This is a genomic window from Thermobacillus sp., from assembly GCF_003390775.1.
Classification (GTDB): Bacteria; Bacillota; Bacilli; order Paenibacillales; family Paenibacillaceae; genus Thermobacillus; species Thermobacillus xylanilyticus.
In genome coordinates this window covers 26,304-43,158 of the sequence record NZ_QEWA01000059.1, presented here as the reverse complement: position 1 = coordinate 43,158, position 16,855 = coordinate 26,304, and the positions used below count along the sequence as shown (strand labels likewise).

Below are 16,855 nucleotides of genomic sequence, written 5' to 3'. Positions count from 1 at the left end.
GAACAAGTGGCCGAGTTGGGATATGTCCTTCATTTGCGTTCGCGCGGCGAAGAGAAAGAAGAAAAAGCGGCGATTCCCGGATACCGGGCCAGACGATGGGTGGTCGAACGGACCCACTCCTGGATGAGTCGCTTTCGCCGCTTGCTCATTCGTTGGGAAAAGAAAGTGGAGAACTACGAGGCCATGCTCCATTTTGCCTGCGCCTGGATTTGTTTCCGCTGCGCAGAGGTTTTCGGATAGGTACTAAGTAGAAGCTGCCGCCGTCCATTACGCCTGCTTGCAGGAAACTTGACAGGAGCCTTGGCACACTGCCGTCCACTACTTCTTCCCTCACCGCCTCGATCAATTTGTCGTGCGGGATCGTGTCGAAGCAGCTTTTCAGGTCGGCATCGATAACGTACCTGTATCCCTGTCTCAAGTCTTCTCGGATTCGTTCCAATGCCATGTGTGCACTGCGCCCCGGTCGGAATCCGTAACTGCGTTCCCTGAACTTCGATTCGAAGATCGGTTCCAGTATGCGCCTTGCCGCCGCTTGCACCACTCGGTCTCCTACGGTCGGTATGCCCAGAGGTCTCTGTGTTCCGTCGGCTTTCGGGATATAGACGCGTTTTACCGGTTTCGGTTCGTACGTCTTGTTGCGCAGGGCGGTCTGAAGGGCTTCCAGATTGTCCTCCGGATTCGACTCGAATGCCTTGATGGTCACTCCATCCACGCCAGGCGCTCCCCGATTCGCCTTCACCTCTTGAAAGGCCTCCGCCAGGTTTGGCATCGCCCATATTTTGTCGATCAGGCTGTACCATTTGCGCTTCTTTGGCTCATGTACTCCCACACGAAAGCTCCTCTTCGTCCGTTCTTTTCATCTGTTCGGTTGCTTCCTCTCCTTTGTTCTCCGTCGTTAGCCGCTCATTTCCCCGGCAGTACGGTGCGTCTCAGAGAGTACTCCGCCCCGGACGGCCTACCCTATTGTTCGGCCCCGGTTCTTCGCGCTTCCTGGCTCCCCGGCTCCTGTCTGGACACATGATTTCACTTGACGTTCGTTGCTTTTCTTCCACGGTTCCGGGCTTCGCATCAAGTCCCCGCCTTTTGAGTCGGGGCTTGCACTGGCGACGTGTTGCGCCAGTTCACCTGCCATTGCGGCTTTTCCGACAGGCTTATTCACTACTATCCCTTCGTCTGACTGCTCACCGTCCGTAGCTGTGCCTCGGCCGTCGCGACCTTGTTCACAGGTTACCGCTATGCGGGAACGATGAGCTCTCCTTGGGTCACGCCACCGGCTTTCCCCCGAACCCAGCCCTCTTAACTTACGGAGCATATGGTGGTATCGGACATCCCCACTTTTCGCAAGGTCATCCGTCTCCGTCAGCCAACATGGTTTAGCCGCCTGTTCCGGGGTTTGCCTTCAGGCCCTCCGCACGCATCCTCGCGGACTACGCACTGCCTGTCAGCTATATACTTCCGCCACCTGCGGTGTATTCGGGACTTTCACCCGTTAGCACGGTGCGCTGCCAAGCGCACGAAAAACGGCCCCAGACATCGGCTGAGGTCGCATTCTTGCAGATCGTCATCCTTTCACCGCGCCGGCCGCGATGCCTTTGACGATATGTTTCTGCATGAGCAGGAAGAAGATGAAGATCGGGATCAGCGTGATCACCGTAAGCGTCATGAACATCGGCCATTGGACGTTGAATTCGCCCTTCGCCTTGTAGATCTGCAGGACGAGCGTCGACTTGGAGGACGAGTTCAGGAACAGCATGGGCGCCAGAAAGTCATTCCAGATCCACATCGTCTCGAAGATGACGCTCGTAATCGTAATCGGCTTGAGCAGCGGCAGGATGATTCGCCAGAAGATGCCCCATATGCTGCAGCCGTCGATCACGGCGGCCTCGGACAAATCCCGCGGGATTGTCTTCATGTAGCCCGTCATCAGGAAGAAGACAAACACCGATCCGCTCGTATACAGCATGACGAGGCCGTAGAGCTTGTCGATCAAGCGCAGGTCGGTCATCAATTGAAAGAGCGGGATGAGCGTCGCCTGGAACGGAATCATGAATCCCGCAAGCAGATACAGCATCGCGAGCCGCGTAATCCGGTTCGAGTTGAACACGACGGGGTACGCGCCCATGGCGCCGATCAGCACGATCAGCACGACGGAGAACAAGGTGACGGTCAGCGTGTTGCCGAAGCTTCGCAGCACCGCCGTTCCCTCGAACACTTCGATATAATTTGTAAAAATCCACTTCGACGGCAGAGCGATCGGGTTCTTGGCCGTCTCCTGCATCGTCTTGAACGTGTTGATGATGATCAGGTAGAACGGGAAGAACGCGACGATTCCCGCAGGGAGCATCAGGAGATCGAGCAGCCAGTTTTTTTTGTTGGATTCCGTCATTGCAAATGCTGCTCCCTTCGCTGCATGATCGTGACCTGGAAGACGGCGATCGAAAGCACGATCAGGAAGAATACGATGGACATCGCCGACGCAAGGCCGTACTGGGTTTCCGTGATCCCCCGAAGCACGATGACCTGGGTGATCGTGTACGTCTCGTAGCCCGGCCCGCCCTTGGTCAAGGCGAACGGAATTTCGAATACTTTGAGCCCGCCCGTGAGCAGCAGCATGACGCTGATCGTCATGGCGGGCGCAAGCAGCGGCAGCGTAATGTGGCGCACCTGCTGCAGCCGGCTCGCCCCGTCGATCGCGGCCGCCTCGTAATATTCTTTCGGGATCGATTGCAGGAACGCCAGATACAGAATGGCATGCCACCCGGTGATCGCCCACGTCGCCACGACGACCGTGGACAGCTTGGCGAGCAGCGGGTCCGCCAGCCAGGGCTGCGGCCCGATGCCGAACACTTCCCGCAGAATCGTGTTCATCACGCCCGATCCGATCGGCGCCAGAATAAATCCCCAGATGTAGGCCAGCAGCAGTCCGCTCGGGATCGAGGGGAAGAAGAAGACGGCGCGATGCAGATTCCGGGTCAGAAATTTCCGGTCCAGGATCATGGCGAGCGGAATCGCCAGCACCGTCACGAGCAGCGCCTTGGCGAATGTGAAGAACAGTGTGAACGAGATCGCGGACAGCAGGGCGTCATCGGCGAAGATCCGCATATAATTTTTCAACCCGACGAAATCATAGACTTTCGAATAGCCGTCGAAATTCGTAAAGCTCAGGAAGAACGCCTTGAGCAGCGGGTAAATCGTAAACAGGGAGTAAACGACCAGGATCGGTACCAGGAACACCAGGTACTGCGCTTGGCGGACGATTCGGGTCATAAACAGCCTCCTCAGTGGTCTGCGCTACATGACCGTTGCACTTCGCAAGCAACGATCGTGATGAAAAAGAGGGTAGTAGGTGATCCTATACCCTCTCTACAGGACTCGCGATTTATTTATTTTCCATTTCCTGAAGCTTCTTATCGAGCAGCTCGACCGCCTCTTCCGGCGTAATCTTGTTCATCGCCATATCCTGAATGGCGATCAGGAACTGGTTGCGGAGCGCTTCCTGATGCCGCGCCCACGACACCATCGGCAAGTAGATCCGGCCTGCCATCAATCCGTCGTTGTAGGCCGGCAGATACGCCGGATGCACATTGGTGGTGTAGCCGTGCGCCGTAATGATGCCGCCCGTTCCTTCTTCGAATTGCCGGAGTCCCTCTTCCGTGCTGAGATATTCGAGGAACAGCAGCGCTTCTTCCTTGTGCTTCGTCTTGCTGTTGATGGCGAAGCCTACGCCGGGCGCCCCGTTGTAATACTTGTTGCCCGGCTCCTTGCCCGGAATCGGCATAATTTCAAACTCGATGTCCGGGTTGGTCGCCTCGATGGTGCTGATGTTCCACGGACCGCCGGGAACCATCGCGACGTTGCCGAGGGCGAATTCGTTCATCACCTGCTCGCTCGTCAAGCCGATCATGTCGGGGGTCAAAATTTCATTGTCGATCAAATCTTCCTTCCACATCTTCAGCACTTCCGTCCAGCCTTCCGCGAACGTCGTCTCCCCGTTGAACAGCTTCTCGTCGAAATCGGGATCCTTCGTCAACACGTTCGCGCCGAACATGGCGGAATGAACGATCGTAATGTCATGCATCCGGTCGTACAGCGGACGGATGCCGGCTTCTTTCAGCTTCAGGCAGATCTCGACGAATTCGTCCCATGTCTCCGGCAATTTCTCGATGCCGGCCTGTTCGAACAGCTGCTTGTTGTAGAACAGTCCGCCGGCCCATCCCGTCTGCGTGAAGCCGTACGTCCTGCCGTTCTTGCTCAGCATCGGTTTGTTGCTGTCCAGCATGACGGACATGAACGGCTGGTCGGTCAGATCCATCGCGAAACCGCCGTCGATGATCTCGTTGCGGTTCTCCGCGGCGATGATGAAAATATCCGGCGCCGTATCCGACAGCAGCATCGTCTGCAGCTTCGCAATATAATCGGTGACCGGCGGCGCGAACGAGAAGTCGAACGAGATATGGGGATATTTCGCCTTGAACCCGTCAAGGACCGGCTTCATCTCCTGTTCGTTGTTCCACGACAGAATGCTGAGCGTAACCGGTTTCGGCGCATCGGCGTCTTTGGACTCGCCGCCGCTCGTCCCGCCGTTCGTTCCTTTATTGCCGCTTTGACCGCATGCCGTCAGCACGAGTGCAGCACACAGGATGACCATCAATGGCCATGTCAATCTTTTGATCATGCTTGCGCATCCCCCTGTCCGTTGTTTTGTAAGCACTTTCAATTTCTACATGTTGAAGTATAATGGAGCCTGCTCCGAATCGGAATTCAAAATCTTGCGGGTCGAGTTGTCAATTGTTGCGCTTTCGGACGTTCAGCGGGCTTCGGCATGTCTGCGGCGGTACTCCTTGGGCGTTATGCCGTAAAACTTTTTGAACGCGCGGCTGAAATGGCTTTCGTCCAAAAATCCGGTCCGCTCCGCGATGAGGCTGTTCTTCCATTCCGTACCGGCGAGCAGTTCGGCGGCTTTCTCCATCCTCACTTTCATGACATATGACCAATAATTGACGCCGAACTCCTTCTTGAACACCCGGCACAACTGGTATTTGTCGATCCGGAATCGATCCGCGACGGACTGCAAGGTCAGGTCTTCGTGAAAGCTGCCGTCGATATGCTTTTTGATCCGCCTGATCGTATCCTGGAGCCTGGAGCCCGTCTCGGCGGGCGCCGCCGCGGCCCGGGCGCTCTCCGCGATCAGCTGCGGCAGAACCGCGGCATCCTGGGCGACCGAGCTGATCCCGATCGGCGGCGGCGAGCCGCATGGCGCATCCGGAAGCTGAAGAAGAGACTCGATGAACTCCCGCAGCATGCCGCCTGACAATGGATCCTTTCCGCCGACCAGGACCACGCTTCCATGTTTGCTTTTGCCGGCAATCGCGCATTTGAATGAACCGGCGGCCTGTTCCTTAAGCCAGCGGGCATAATGGCCGTCCGTCGCACCGTCTGCGCAAGTGATCACGGCGAATCGGTCGATCCCGAGGTAATCGAACCCCTTGCGAATCGTCTGCAGCGCTTCGGCCTCCATCTCCCCGGTATACAGCATCCGGTCGAGCTCGGCGCCGATCGTCTGCCGGAAGGCCGCTTCGGACTCCCGGATCAACTCCTCGAGCGCGTTTCGGAGCTGCACGGCGTCGACCGGTTTCAGCAAGTAACGGGAGACCTGAAGATGAATCGCGTCCCTCGCATATTCGAACTCGTCATAAGCGCTCAGGATGATCGTTTTCGGCGAATGGCCGGACTGCCTGACCCGCTTGAGCGATTCGATCCCGTTCAAGATCGGCATATGGATGTCCAGGATCAGGATATCCGGATGGAATGCCGCGACCTTGGCGGCCGCTTCCTCGCCGTCGTAGGCATGCTGCACCTCCGTAAATCCCATCGCGCCCCAGTCCATGACCTTGTCCAGATATCGGTGGAGCGAAATTTGATCGTCCGCAATCAGCAGTTTCATGTCCGCAACCTCCCTGACATTCAAACTTTCGGCAGCACGACGTAAACGGCCGTAAACGCTCCGGATTTGCTTCGGATCCGCAATCCGTAATCCGGTCCGAATTTCAATCGGATCCGCTGGTTGACGTTGTAAAGGCCGATGTGTTCCGGCCTGTGGTCCGGGTCATCGAGCTGCGCCCTCAACATTCGGAGTTGCTGCCGGGTCATGCCTTTGCCGTTGTCCCGGATGGCGACCAGAATCCCTTTCTTGACCGATACGGCGCCGATCCGCACGCGGGCTGACACCGGATTTTCCCCGAAACCGTGAAGCACGACGTTTTCGATGATCGGCTGGAGAATCAACTTGATCGTTCGGTGTTTCAAAATCTCCTGGTCCGGGATGCGGTACTCGATATCGATCCGGTTGTCATACTTTTTGTTCAGGATGTACAGGTAATCTTTGACGTTCTGAATTTCCCGCCCCAGTTCGACCATTTCTTCCGATTGCTTCATGGAATACCGCAGCAAGCTGCTCAGCGAGAGCACCAGATGATTCGATTCCTCCGTGCTGCCGCATACGATCTCGGTCTGCAAGAGCTGCAGCGTATTGAACAGAAAGTGCGGATTGATCTGCGATTGCAGCGTTTTCAATTCGGCATCTTTGCGCGCAAGTTCCGATTGGTAGTTTTGTCTGACCAGCGTCTGGATCCGGAGGACCAGTTCCTTGAACTTGCCGCCGATCACATTCAGCTCGCGGTATTTGTAATGGTTCGAAATGACATAGACGCTCTCTTCGCCGATTTTGTCCAGTGCGGAGAGCAGCCGCCCGAACGGCCGGGAGATGCGCACGGTGATCACGATGGAAATCAGCAGGTTGAGCAGCAGACAGAGATAAATAAACCCGAACAGATTGGATTTCAGCGAATCCGCCTGCCCGCGGATCACGGACATCGGGATCGTCGACACCATCTTCCACCCCTTGACGGTTGTCGGGTGGAAAGTCACCAATGTCTCCCGGCCGTCAATATCCGTAATGAAGCTGCCGGATTCTTCGGCATGGATCCGCTCGATGCCCTTGAACGCCAAGCGGGTGCCGATGGCTTCGGCATCTTTGTGCACGATGATGGTCTGCCGGCTGTCGATCATGAACACGGACTGATTGTTCTGATTGGCGGTCAACTCGAACATGCCGCTGACCTTGTTCAAATCAAGATTGGCGATGACCGCGCCGATCGGCTTGCGGGTGTGATCGTTGACGGGCAGGGCGATCGAGAGCGTAGGCTGATCGTATTTCGAAATGTATTTCTCCATGTAATAGTCCTGCTTGTGGAGCCCGAGCGGGATGAAGCCCCTGTTCGGGGTCCCCGACACCGCCTGCCTGAACCAGTCCTGTTCGGTGAACGGATAATTCCAGCGCAAGGTAATCCGGCCGTCCAGGTTGTTCACATAGCCGTTTTCGCCCAGGATCAGGATGTCGCTGATGAACGATTGCAGCGATGTCACACCGAAGGCGACATCCGCAAGATTCCGCTCATGCTGGATGCGGCCTTCGACATCCAATTGTCTGCCCGGATTCATCAACGCCCTGACGGAATAATGGCCCGCGAGAATCACCAGCGGACGCGTCGCCTCTTCAAGATTGAAGCTCAGCCCTCTTGCCGCTTGTTCCATGATCTTGTAGCTGGATTGCGTCAATTCCTCGGTAAGGCTCGCCGTGGAATCGCGGATGGACAGCAGCCCGAGAAGGAGCAGCAGCAAGATGTTCACGGTCAAAAAGGAGAACATCATCGTCCGGATGATCGATTTGCCCTTCAGGTAACGCCTCAGCACATCCATGATCCTTGACATCGTCCATGCTCCCCCCGGTCAACAAGCCGCGGACAATCCATTCAGCTCGTTTTATATTGTAAAACCAAGTTTATAAATATTGATAAAAAATTGGACCCCGCCGCATTTAATCATCATTTTCGTCAGTGTACCGCATGATCGTCAAGACTTTTTATTTTGCCCGGCGGCATGATTGCATGAAAAAGCGGCATGCTCTCCATGAAGAAAGCATGCCGCTCGTTGCATCACGCGATGATTTACGAACGAATTTGATAATGAACCGGCAGCTCCACCTTTTCACACGATGCCGTTTTCGATTCGTTTTGCAGAATGAAATAGTAATGGCCGTCTTCGGGAATGTTGCCCGTCTGTTCCGCCGTGCTCAGATGGCTTGCTTCCGGAACGGCCGTTGGTTCCCGCCATTTCCGGCTCACCCGTTCAATCAGCGCATCGAACGGAGACTCCGCCGTATTCGGGACGATGCCCGGCGCCAACGGGATGAAAAGTTTCAACAACAGGTACAGGATGGACGCTGCGACCGACATCAGGAGCAAAGCATAACAGAAATCATTCATGCCGGCCTCTCTGCTCTTGCAATCGTTTCATCAATGCTTCAATATCTTCCTTCGTCAGATCTCCGCTGTCGCACAGCGTGTTGATCAAGCCGAACACGGAACCCCGATGAACATCCCGGATAAACCGTTTGGTTTCGAGATTCAGGTATTCCTGTTCGGTCAAACAAGCCTCATAGTGATTCGCCCTTCCTGCCCTTGTCGCTTTGACCATGCCCTTTTCCATCAAACGCGCCAAAAACGTAATGACGGTGTTTTGCTTCCATGCCTTGTCTTCCGGCAGTCTGGTCAAGATTTCAGCCGTCGTTACCGGGCGGGCACAGGACCAAATGATGTCCATAATTTGTTTCTCGGCTTCGGACATTTTCTGCAGTTTTTCCATGGTCACCCTCCTTTTCCATTGTAGGTTAAATTAAATCTACATGATGTAGTTTTATTGGTCAACACCATCAAAACGTCAAGAAGATCGCCACGATCCTGGCCAAGAAGACAGGATAAAGCGATCTTCTTTCATTCCATGTTCCAATAAAGCCCTTAAAATCACTCAAGTCGCAAACCATTCCTTGAAGGCTTGGAAAGCAATAAAGCTTAATATCCACGTGCGCGAACCTTGATATTCATTTCGGATCCGTCAGTTGTATATACACCGTCATCCTCGGCGCGAGCCTTCAAGCCGGCCGTGGAACTGTACCGGCAGGCGGCGAAGCAGGCCGGCCATGATCCGGCCGCCCTGTCCGTCGCGACGACCCCGATGTTGTACGCGGCGGAGAATTCCGGCCGTCCGCAAGTATACGGCAACGGCTCCGGCTTCCGGGAACGCGCCGGGCGGCGCCGCCCTCCGTCAACGGAACGCCAGCCGGGCGAAATTGTACGCGCCGTGGTTCCACACGCCGAAATCGTGCACGCCGCCGGGAATGACAACCTGGCGGAGGCCGCCGAGCTTGTCCCCCGCGGCTTCCGCGAGGCCTTCGATCGCATCGTTATACACCGGGAAGGAAATCTCGTCCCGGTCGCCGCAGGTCATGTACAGCAGATCCAGCCGGAACGCCGAGGACCCGAGACTTTCGCCCAGCACGCGTCCGCCGCTCGACGTCGGCGCGTTCGAGAACGCGCCGGCGTACGCGAACAGATCGGTCATGCCCGGCGCGCGCACCGTCGTGTCCAGCCCGTTCCGCCAGTTGTGCCGGTTCTCCGTGTACGCCACCGAATCGCACCGCCAGCCGCCGATGACCAGGTTCAGCACCTGCATGCCGCCCATGGACAGGCCGGCGATCGCCCGATGCCGGCGGCTTGCGGAGATTCCCGCAGACGACGTATCCGCGATGTCTGCGTATGTCCGGTATTTCGATTCGATGAACGGAATGAGGTCGTACCGCAGTTCGTAGTCGAAATAATAGAAGCCGAGCAGGTTCGTACCCTCTGCGTTGAAGGACCGGTCGGCGTAATCATGGGCGCTGCGCCCGTTGGGGAACACGGCGATAAGCGGCTCGATCTCGCCTTCCGCGATCAGATGGTCCAGCAGATTGCAGATGGCATGCCGCCCGTCCGCCTCGCCGCTGCCCCGCAGCCATTCATATTCATCCCCGCCCACGCCGTGAAGCAGATACAGGACGTTGTAGCGCCGTCCGGGCTCCCGGTCGTAGCCGGCGGGCAGATAAACGTTGCATGTCTTGACGATGGCCTCGCCCCGCACCGTCTCCCTGCCCGCTTCCGCCGCGTCGGCCCGCACGTCCGTCACGAGTTGCCGGGACGCATTGATATAGTTTCGCACCGGATACGAAACTTCCGTCAACGTGCCCTGATGTTCCTTCGCAGCCGCCCGCAGCGCGCCTGCCGGAATGTCCATCACTTGCCTGACTTCCATGCCTGTCCTCCATTCACTCCATATTGACCTGCCCCGATCCGTTCCTTTACGCTGTAGATATCCTTCACGCCGATCCGGAGGGGTTCGGATGATCCATGTGTTGTACGCGCATTGCGATATGGCACACGACGGCCCTCATTTCGTCACCGACGTGCCCGCCGGCACGCACTGGCTCCTCGTCTTCACGAAGACCCCGGCCCTGTTCTGGGTGGAAGGGGAACTCAGGGAATACCCGGCCTACAGCGCCGTTCTCTACCGCCCGGGCCAGAAAGTTTACTATCGCGCGTCCGGGGACCGGTTCGTGAACAACTGGATCCGCTTCACGACGGACGAGCCTTTTGTGACGGAAACCCCGGTGCCGTGCGGCGTTCCCTTTTCCCTGGATGATCCCGACTACTGCCACAAGCTGTTCGAGCTGCTCGTCATCGAGCACAACTTCAACAAGAACTGCAAGGACTCCTCCATCCGGTGCCTGCTCCGGACGCTGTTCAACAAACTGCTGGAGTCCTGCTTCCGCAACGACATCACGCCGCAGCACTACAACCTGCTCAAGCTGCGCGTCGCGATCCAGAACAACCCGGGCGATCACTGGACAATCCCCCGCATGGCGGACTATCTCAAGATCAGCCCGGGCTATCTGCAGTCCATCTACAAGAAAACATTCGGCGTCTCCTGCATGGACGACGTCATCCAGAACCGGATCCGGCTGGCGAAGGAGTACCTGTACTACGGCTCCCTGAGCGTCGCCGAAGTCGCGTTCCGGTGCGGCTACCGCAACGTGGAGCACTTCAGCCGGCAGTTCAAGCGGCTGACCGGGCTCACGCCGCGGGAATACCAGAAGCGGGGCGAAAGTCAGCCCGCGCTTCCCGAGAGTCCGTCATAAATGCGATTGCGCCTTGCCCTCTCCTCCGGGCTGAGCTTCTGGGCGTCCGCGATTTCGAAGACGCCGAACGTGTCATACAGCCTGAGGAGCGGCTCGGCCTGAACGAACGTGCACCAGGGCAGCCAGTGGTAGTGGCTCTGCAGCGTCTGGCTCGTGAAATTGCCGCTCTCGTGGCCGATGCCGGGCATCGCGTAGCCGACGCTTCCGTCGATGTCGGTGGACTGCCGGGTGTTCTTGTGCAGGAACTCGGCGAAGTCCAGATAGTGCTCATCGCCGGTGATCAGATACAGCCGGTAATAGGTGTAGGAGCACGCGGCCATGTAAACGTCGGCCCCGCCGCCGATCGTGATGATGCTCTGCCCGCTGATGCGGTACTTGTTGAACGGATGCTTCGGCCACGGCGTGCGGACCGGGTACGACCACGCGTACGTCCACGTCTCCGTATAGTCGGCGGCGCCGACCGCGGCTTCGAGCCATTTTGCCCCGCCGGTCAGGTCGTACAGCGCCAGAAATCCGAACAGCGCGTAGATCCCGGCCTCCTTGTCCTGGATGTCCAGGTTGTCGCATGTGCCGCCCCGGTATTCCAGGTTCCGGTAATTGTTGTCGTACGCCCATTCACCGGCCCGGAGCGCCGCCGTCTTGTACTTCTCCTCGCCGGTCGCGAGATGGAACTGGACCAGGAAGCGGATGACGCTGGGCGTGTTCGATTTCGAGTCCATCCGGACGGAGCCGTCGGTGTTGTACGCGCGGTAGAAGCTGCCGTCCTCGTTCTGCATCTTCACCAGCCAATCGGCCGTCTTCCGGCAAAAATCCAGCCAATCCGCCCGCTCCTCGCCCCGTCCCCGCATGTAGAGGTACGCGTCCAGGATCGCTTCGATCCCGTCGGCCAGCATCCGCACATAATGCGGGTACGGCTCGAATCCCTGAATGTTCGGATTGTAGCACATGTGCGGCAGGCCGGACTCGGTCATCGCCGTCCGGACCCAGAAATCGAGGATGCCGATCCCCTTCTCCCGGGCTTCGGCATCGCCTGTCATGTCGCCGTAGCGCAGCAGCAGATAGCCGATTCCCGGCTGCTGCCCGACGAACCCGAACTGGAACGAGACCGTCGAGATGTCCATATGGGGCAGCTGCGCGGCGAACGGCAGGCCGTATGAGTCGCCGTATTTCCGGGTGTACCGCTCCAGATGCTTCATGCAGTTGTGATAATGGCGCTCGTTGTCCACCTCGAACAGCCGGTCGCGCATCCGTTCGTACACGATCCGCCAGTTGTCCCGCATCATGCGCTGGAAGCTGTCGTAGCGGCCGAATTGGACGGCCACGGCGTAATGCTGCTCGAACCCGTCAACGACCGGATGGTTGATGCGCCGGAATGATTTCGTTTTCCCGCGGTAATCCAGCCCGAGGAACCGATTCCGGGAGGGCAGCTGACCGTCGCAGCCGGGGTAGACGTAATCGATTGACAAACCGTCGACCTTTGTCTCGAACGGCTTGCGCACGGGAAATCCGTAGTACATGTAGTTCAGGGTGAGGCTTTCCGGCCGGCTCATCCCGATGGCGCCGGTCGTACACTTCGGGTCGGTATGGTTTTCCGCCCGGAGGATGTCCGTGGACGGCATCGTCACGTCCGCGGCCCAGCGGGACAGCGACGCCGTCTCCCCCGACCGGGTGTGCTGCATGGCGAACAGCGGCAGCGCATAGCACGTCTCCATCCGCCAGAAATACTCGCAGTCCAGATCCTTGCCGATGACGGTGTCGGGCGCGAACTCGTTCTGCTTGTACCAGACGCCCGGCGCGAAGCACCAGTAGTCGCGGGGATCGTCCGACTCCGCCATCACGAACGAGATTTTGGTGGAAAAGCCGAGATCGTCCGCCGCCCGCAGCACTTTCACGCGACGGCTTACCTTGAACCCCGTCCCGGCGGCCTCATAAGTGTCCATGAACGCGAACATCGAGCCCGAAGGCACGGTGAGTACGCCGCCTGCGACGACCCGCCCGCCGTCTTCGGCGACATCGTCGTACGCCCCGTCATAGAATTCGTTCACCGCGAAGACCGTCTTCACCGTCACGAACATCGGCCGCCTGTTGTAATACAGCATCTTGCCGTCCCGATGCACCTCGACGCCGCCATCCTTGAACAGCAGCGTGTAATCGCCGCTCACCAGCCGCACGGCCATCCCTCCCCGATCATGATGTCGTTTACTTGCGCTTGAAATACTGCTCGACCAGGAACCGGATCATCTCTCCCGGCTGCTCCCTGACGAATTCCGACTTGTCGCCGAACACCATCGCGTACGGCGCTTCCTCCGTGTACGGCTCCCACCGCGGGAGATCTTCACCCGTCGAATCGGGGCCGTTCGGATCGCCCGAGCGGATGAAGTGCGCCCAATAGTTGCACATCTGGCGCGCCAGATCGTAATGCTTGCCGACGAACGGCCGCCAGCACTTCGCCAGCGTCTCGAAGAAGAACCAGAGATCGACCGAATGGAACGTCCCGGGGTTGTCCCAGCCCGGAATTTCCGCGTCGAATTTGTAATAGTACAGCGGCGTGCCGGCGCCGGCTGCGGCATTGGCGCGGGAAGCGACGCGTATCGCGTATTCGATCGTATTGACCGACGCCGCCTTGAGCGCCTGCTCCAGATCGCCCGAATCAGCTCCGCACAACGCGAGGAACCGGTCCGCGTCTTCGCCGAACACGCCTTCGGCCATCTGCCGGAGCTCGTCGATCGAGCCGACTTGCGGCCGGCTGATGAACTCGTCGGTCGTGTTCCCCCACAGAATGGGAACGTTCCAGCGTTCATTCCGGAGGAACCGCTCGAACGGATGGCCGACGCAGAACTTGTTGTCGACGACGGCGCCCCAGAACCGCTTGTACTCGACCATCTTGTCGCGGATGTACACCGCATCGAGCTTGCGGGCTTCCGCCAGCGAGGAGACGCCGAGATACTCGAAGAACTTGATGCCTTCCTGCTCGGCTTCCGCGAGCGTCTCCCGCACGCCGGGACCGCGCTGGCCCGGATACACCGGCGAGAAGATGCCGCTCATGATGATCGCCTTGTTGAACAGGCCTTCGTTCTGCGGCGAGGTGAGCTGGGCGAGGACGCTGCCGCCGCCGGCGGACTGGCCGCCGATCGTGATATTGTCCGGATCGCCGCCGAACGCCGCAATGTTGCGCTTCACCCATTGCGTGGCGAACTGCTGGTCGAGATGGCCGAAGTTGGCGGGGGCGTCCGGCGATTCCGCCGTAATCTCCGGATGACACAGAAATCCGAACACGTTCAGCCGGTAGTTGATCGTGACGACGACGATGCCCCTGCGGGCGATGCGCTCGCCGTCGAACTCCATCTCGGACGCATGCCCGACCTGCAGCCCGCCGCCGAAATACCAGACGAACACCGGCAGCTTCTCGTCGGGACTTTTCGCCGGCGTCCAGATGTTCAGGTACAGGCAATCCTCGCTCATCGCGATGTCCGGATCGACGGCCCATTCACGGGTGTAGATGTTGTTGACATCGATCTCCTGCCGAACCTGCAGCGGGATCGGCGAGAACTCGTACGCTTTCAGCACGCCGTCCCAGTTCTTCGCGGGCTGCGGCGCCCGCCAGCGGTTCTCCCCGACGGGCGGAGCGGCGAACGGGATGCCCTTGAAACTGGTGATGCGGGGATCCGCTGCCGGAAGCCCCTGGACATAACCGTTTTCCGTTTTTGCGATTCTGAGACTGACCATGCGAACGTCCTCTCCTCTCCATGCCTTTGTGCTTTTTAAAGGGCGCACCGGATGCCGATGCGCCTCGTCTGACTCCAATGGCCGTCCGGCAGCTCACGCCTTGATCGCGCCGATCAGCATCCCTTTGACGAAGTGCCGCTGCAGGAGCGGGAACACGCACATGATCGGGAGCATCGAGGCGATGACGGCGGCCATTTTCATCCCTTCCGTGAACTGTTTGTCCGTCTGGATGTTCGACACATTGAGCTGCTGGCTGATCTGCGAGTCGATGACGATCGACCGGAGCGCCAGCTGCAGGACGGTAAGATTGCCCTTGCGGATGAAAATCATCGCGTTGAACCATTCGTTCCACCGGTCGACCGCGTAGAACAGCGTCATCGTCGCCATGATCGGCATGGACAGCGGCAGGATCACCTTGAGCAGAATCGTCCATTCACCCGCGCCGTCCAGCTTCGCCGATTCCGACAGGGCAATCGGCAGATTCGAGAAATAGTTCATCATGATGATCAGATAGAAGGCGTTGATGCCGTATGCGAACACGACCGACCAGAGCGAGTTGATCAGATGGAGCTGCTTCATCAGCAGGTACATCGGAATGATGCCGCCGTTGAACATCATCGTGACGACGACGAAGAAGATGAAAAACCGCTTGAACGGGTAATCCGGCCGGCTCAGCCCATACGCCATGCTGGTCGTCAGGAACAGGTTGATCGGCACGCCGATGAGCAGCAGGATCGTGGTCGTGCGATACCCCGTCCAGATCCGTCCGTCTTCGAACATGGCCTGATAGTTCTCCAGCGTGAATTCCTTCGGGAACAGCAGGATCGACGTCTTCAGATACTCCTGTTGGGTGACGAACGAGATCGCAAGAACGTTGATGAACGGAATGACAATCAGCAGCGCCAACACGCCAAGGATGATGACCAGGGCAATGTCCAGCGGCTCGATGCGGTTATGACTCGAACGTCTGCGCCGGACGGTTTGCCGGGCAGGTTCGGGCATCGTTTTGACCTCTGCCATATTCACGCCGCTCCTTTCGCACGCGCGCGGGCTGCCTTGCGGATCGGCGGGAAGAGCCCCTCCGAACCGAGCATCTTGCAGATGCGGTCGGCCAGCAGCAGCAGCGCGAAATTCACGATCGACCGGAACAGGCTGACGGCGGTCGAGAACGAGAAGTCCGCCGCGGACTGGAACGTGATCCGGTAGATGTAGATGTCCAGAATTTCGCCCGCCTTCGCGGTCGCCGCGTTGCTGATGTTGAAGATCTGGTCGAAACCGGCGGTCATGATATAGCCCGTCGCCAGAATCAGCATGACGACGATCGTGTTCATGATGCCGGGCAATGTGATGTACCACATCGTCTGCAGCCGCGTCGCGCCGTCAAGCTGCGCCGATTCGTACTGCTCCGTATCAATGCCCGAGATGGCGGCCAGATAAATGATCATCGTCCAGCCGGCGTTCTTCCAGTTGTCCGTAATGTAGAGCAGCGGGCGGAAAATGGTCGTGTTCCCCAGGAAGTTGACCGGATCACCGCCGAACATTCGGATGATGCCGTTCACCATCCCCTGCATGTCGAGAAAATTGATCAGGACGCTGGCCACGATAATCCAGGACAGGAAGTGGGGAAAAGTGAAAATGGTCTGGACCGTTCTCTTGAACCGGCGCATGCGCAATTCGTTCAGCAGCAGCGCCAGAATGATCGGCACCGGAAACGTGAACACGATCCGGCCCAGATTGATCCAGATCGTCCGCCAGACCGATTCCATGAAGGCCGGATCGCGAAAGACGTACTCGAATTTCTCGAAACCGACCCACGGACTGCCGAAAATGCCGAGATTGGCCTTGTACGTCTTGAACGCCAGCGTCAGTCCGTACATCGGAATGTAGGCGAAGATCACGAACCAGATGACGCCGGGCAGGAGAAGCATGTACGTCTCCTTCGACCTGATGATGCGGCGAATCAAAGCGTTGTTGTCCATAGGCAACTCCCCGAAAGGCAAGCGCCGGGCAAATCGGCCGCGATCTGCCCGGAACCGCCTGGATTACGAATTCAGCCTCACG

At 58.2% G+C, this 16,855-nt stretch carries 15 protein-coding genes; 2 read left to right on the top strand and 13 right to left on the bottom strand.

The window, feature by feature from the left end:
- The coding region (locus tag C6W55_RS16845) for a transposase (RefSeq protein ID WP_286893971.1) at positions 1-240 on the top strand (240 nt) is incomplete at its 5' end.
- Here C6W55_RS16845 and C6W55_RS16840 read toward each other — a convergent pair.
- From C6W55_RS16840 to C6W55_RS16800, 9 genes are all read right to left on the bottom strand, one after another.
- The gene (locus C6W55_RS16840; protein WP_286893970.1) at positions 146-829 is read right to left on the bottom strand and encodes a reverse transcriptase domain-containing protein; all 684 of its coding nucleotides are present in this window, start codon (positions 827-829) and stop codon (positions 146-148) included. The two genes, C6W55_RS16845 and C6W55_RS16840, sit on opposite strands and share 95 nt — an antisense overlap.
- A 732-nt stretch (positions 830-1,561) precedes the next feature.
- Entirely contained in the window at positions 1,562-2,386 is an 825-nt protein-coding gene (locus C6W55_RS16835; RefSeq protein ID WP_015255648.1) for a carbohydrate ABC transporter permease, read from the bottom strand.
- Entirely contained in the window at positions 2,383-3,267 is an 885-nt protein-coding gene (locus tag C6W55_RS16830; protein WP_015255649.1) for a carbohydrate ABC transporter permease, read from the bottom strand. Before C6W55_RS16830 ends, C6W55_RS16835 begins: the two co-directional genes overlap by 4 nt.
- A 112-nt stretch (positions 3,268-3,379) precedes the next feature.
- Positions 3,380-4,675, bottom strand: coding sequence for an ABC transporter substrate-binding protein (locus tag C6W55_RS16825; protein ID WP_286893968.1), 1,296 nt, complete (start codon positions 4,673-4,675; stop codon positions 3,380-3,382).
- Between the two features lie 132 nt (positions 4,676-4,807).
- Positions 4,808-5,944 (bottom strand): response regulator transcription factor, encoded by a 1,137-nt coding sequence (locus tag C6W55_RS16820; protein WP_213485660.1) that lies wholly within the window; start codon positions 5,942-5,944, stop codon positions 4,808-4,810.
- Between the two features lie 20 nt (positions 5,945-5,964).
- Positions 5,965-7,770 carry a cache domain-containing sensor histidine kinase gene (locus tag C6W55_RS16815; protein ID WP_286893967.1) on the bottom strand — a complete coding sequence of 602 codons (1,806 nt, stop codon included), beginning with the start codon at positions 7,768-7,770 and terminating at the stop codon, positions 5,965-5,967.
- Between the two features lie 236 nt (positions 7,771-8,006).
- Positions 8,007-8,324 (bottom strand): hypothetical protein, encoded by a 318-nt coding sequence (locus tag C6W55_RS16810; RefSeq protein ID WP_286893965.1) that lies wholly within the window; start codon positions 8,322-8,324, stop codon positions 8,007-8,009.
- Complete coding sequence (locus C6W55_RS16805; RefSeq protein ID WP_213485657.1) at positions 8,317-8,703, bottom strand: BlaI/MecI/CopY family transcriptional regulator; 387 nt, start codon at positions 8,701-8,703, stop codon at positions 8,317-8,319. The genes C6W55_RS16810 and C6W55_RS16805 overlap by 8 nt, the downstream gene beginning before the upstream one ends.
- A 459-nt stretch (positions 8,704-9,162) precedes the next feature.
- Positions 9,163-10,185 carry an alpha/beta hydrolase gene (locus C6W55_RS16800; protein WP_286893964.1) on the bottom strand — a complete coding sequence of 341 codons (1,023 nt, stop codon included), beginning with the start codon at positions 10,183-10,185 and terminating at the stop codon, positions 9,163-9,165.
- Between the two features lie 88 nt (positions 10,186-10,273).
- On the opposite strand from C6W55_RS16800, the gene C6W55_RS16795 reads away from it, so the two are divergent.
- Positions 10,274-11,068 carry a helix-turn-helix domain-containing protein gene (locus C6W55_RS16795; protein WP_286893963.1) on the top strand — a complete coding sequence of 265 codons (795 nt, stop codon included), beginning with the start codon at positions 10,274-10,276 and terminating at the stop codon, positions 11,066-11,068.
- On the opposite strand, the gene C6W55_RS16790 is transcribed toward C6W55_RS16795, so the two are convergent.
- From C6W55_RS16790 to C6W55_RS16775, 4 genes are all read right to left on the bottom strand, one after another.
- Positions 11,038-13,245 carry a glycoside hydrolase family protein gene (locus C6W55_RS16790; RefSeq protein WP_286893961.1) on the bottom strand — a complete coding sequence of 736 codons (2,208 nt, stop codon included), beginning with the start codon at positions 13,243-13,245 and terminating at the stop codon, positions 11,038-11,040. The two genes, C6W55_RS16795 and C6W55_RS16790, sit on opposite strands and share 31 nt — an antisense overlap.
- Before the next feature lie 22 nt (positions 13,246-13,267).
- Positions 13,268-14,794 carry a carboxylesterase/lipase family protein gene (locus C6W55_RS16785; protein ID WP_286893959.1) on the bottom strand — a complete coding sequence of 509 codons (1,527 nt, stop codon included), beginning with the start codon at positions 14,792-14,794 and terminating at the stop codon, positions 13,268-13,270.
- Positions 14,795-14,887: 93 nt separating this feature from the next.
- Positions 14,888-15,814: a carbohydrate ABC transporter permease gene (locus tag C6W55_RS16780; RefSeq protein ID WP_213485648.1), complete on the bottom strand. Its 927-nt coding sequence runs from the start codon at positions 15,812-15,814 to the stop codon at positions 14,888-14,890.
- A 2-nt stretch (positions 15,815-15,816) separates the two neighbouring features.
- Positions 15,817-16,773 (bottom strand): ABC transporter permease, encoded by a 957-nt coding sequence (locus C6W55_RS16775; RefSeq protein ID WP_015255660.1) that lies wholly within the window; start codon positions 16,771-16,773, stop codon positions 15,817-15,819.
- Between the last annotated feature and the right edge of the window lie 82 nt (positions 16,774-16,855).

Coding starts and splice junctions, on each gene's coding strand:
- C6W55_RS16835 (WP_015255648.1), bottom strand. CDS start 2,386: ATGACGGAATCCAACAAAAAAAACTGGCTGCTCGATCTCCTGATGCTC.
- C6W55_RS16830 (WP_015255649.1), bottom strand. CDS start 3,267: ATGACCCGAATCGTCCGCCAAGCGCAGTACCTGGTGTTCCTGGTACCG.
- C6W55_RS16825 (WP_286893968.1), bottom strand. CDS start 4,675: ATGATCAAAAGATTGACATGGCCATTGATGGTCATCCTGTGTGCTGCA.
- C6W55_RS16820 (WP_213485660.1), bottom strand. CDS start 5,944: ATGAAACTGCTGATTGCGGACGATCAAATTTCGCTCCACCGATATCTG.
- C6W55_RS16815 (WP_286893967.1), bottom strand. CDS start 7,770: ATGTCAAGGATCATGGATGTGCTGAGGCGTTACCTGAAGGGCAAATCG.
- C6W55_RS16810 (WP_286893965.1), bottom strand. CDS start 8,324: ATGAATGATTTCTGTTATGCTTTGCTCCTGATGTCGGTCGCAGCGTCC.
- C6W55_RS16805 (WP_213485657.1), bottom strand. CDS start 8,703: ATGGAAAAACTGCAGAAAATGTCCGAAGCCGAGAAACAAATTATGGAC.
- C6W55_RS16800 (WP_286893964.1), bottom strand. CDS start 10,185: ATGGAAGTCAGGCAAGTGATGGACATTCCGGCAGGCGCGCTGCGGGCG.
- C6W55_RS16795 (WP_286893963.1), top strand. CDS start 10,274: ATGATCCATGTGTTGTACGCGCATTGCGATATGGCACACGACGGCCCT.
- C6W55_RS16790 (WP_286893961.1), bottom strand. CDS start 13,245: ATGGCCGTGCGGCTGGTGAGCGGCGATTACACGCTGCTGTTCAAGGAT.
- C6W55_RS16785 (WP_286893959.1), bottom strand. CDS start 14,794: ATGGTCAGTCTCAGAATCGCAAAAACGGAAAACGGTTATGTCCAGGGG.
- C6W55_RS16780 (WP_213485648.1), bottom strand. CDS start 15,814: ATGGCAGAGGTCAAAACGATGCCCGAACCTGCCCGGCAAACCGTCCGG.
- C6W55_RS16775 (WP_015255660.1), bottom strand. CDS start 16,773: ATGGACAACAACGCTTTGATTCGCCGCATCATCAGGTCGAAGGAGACG.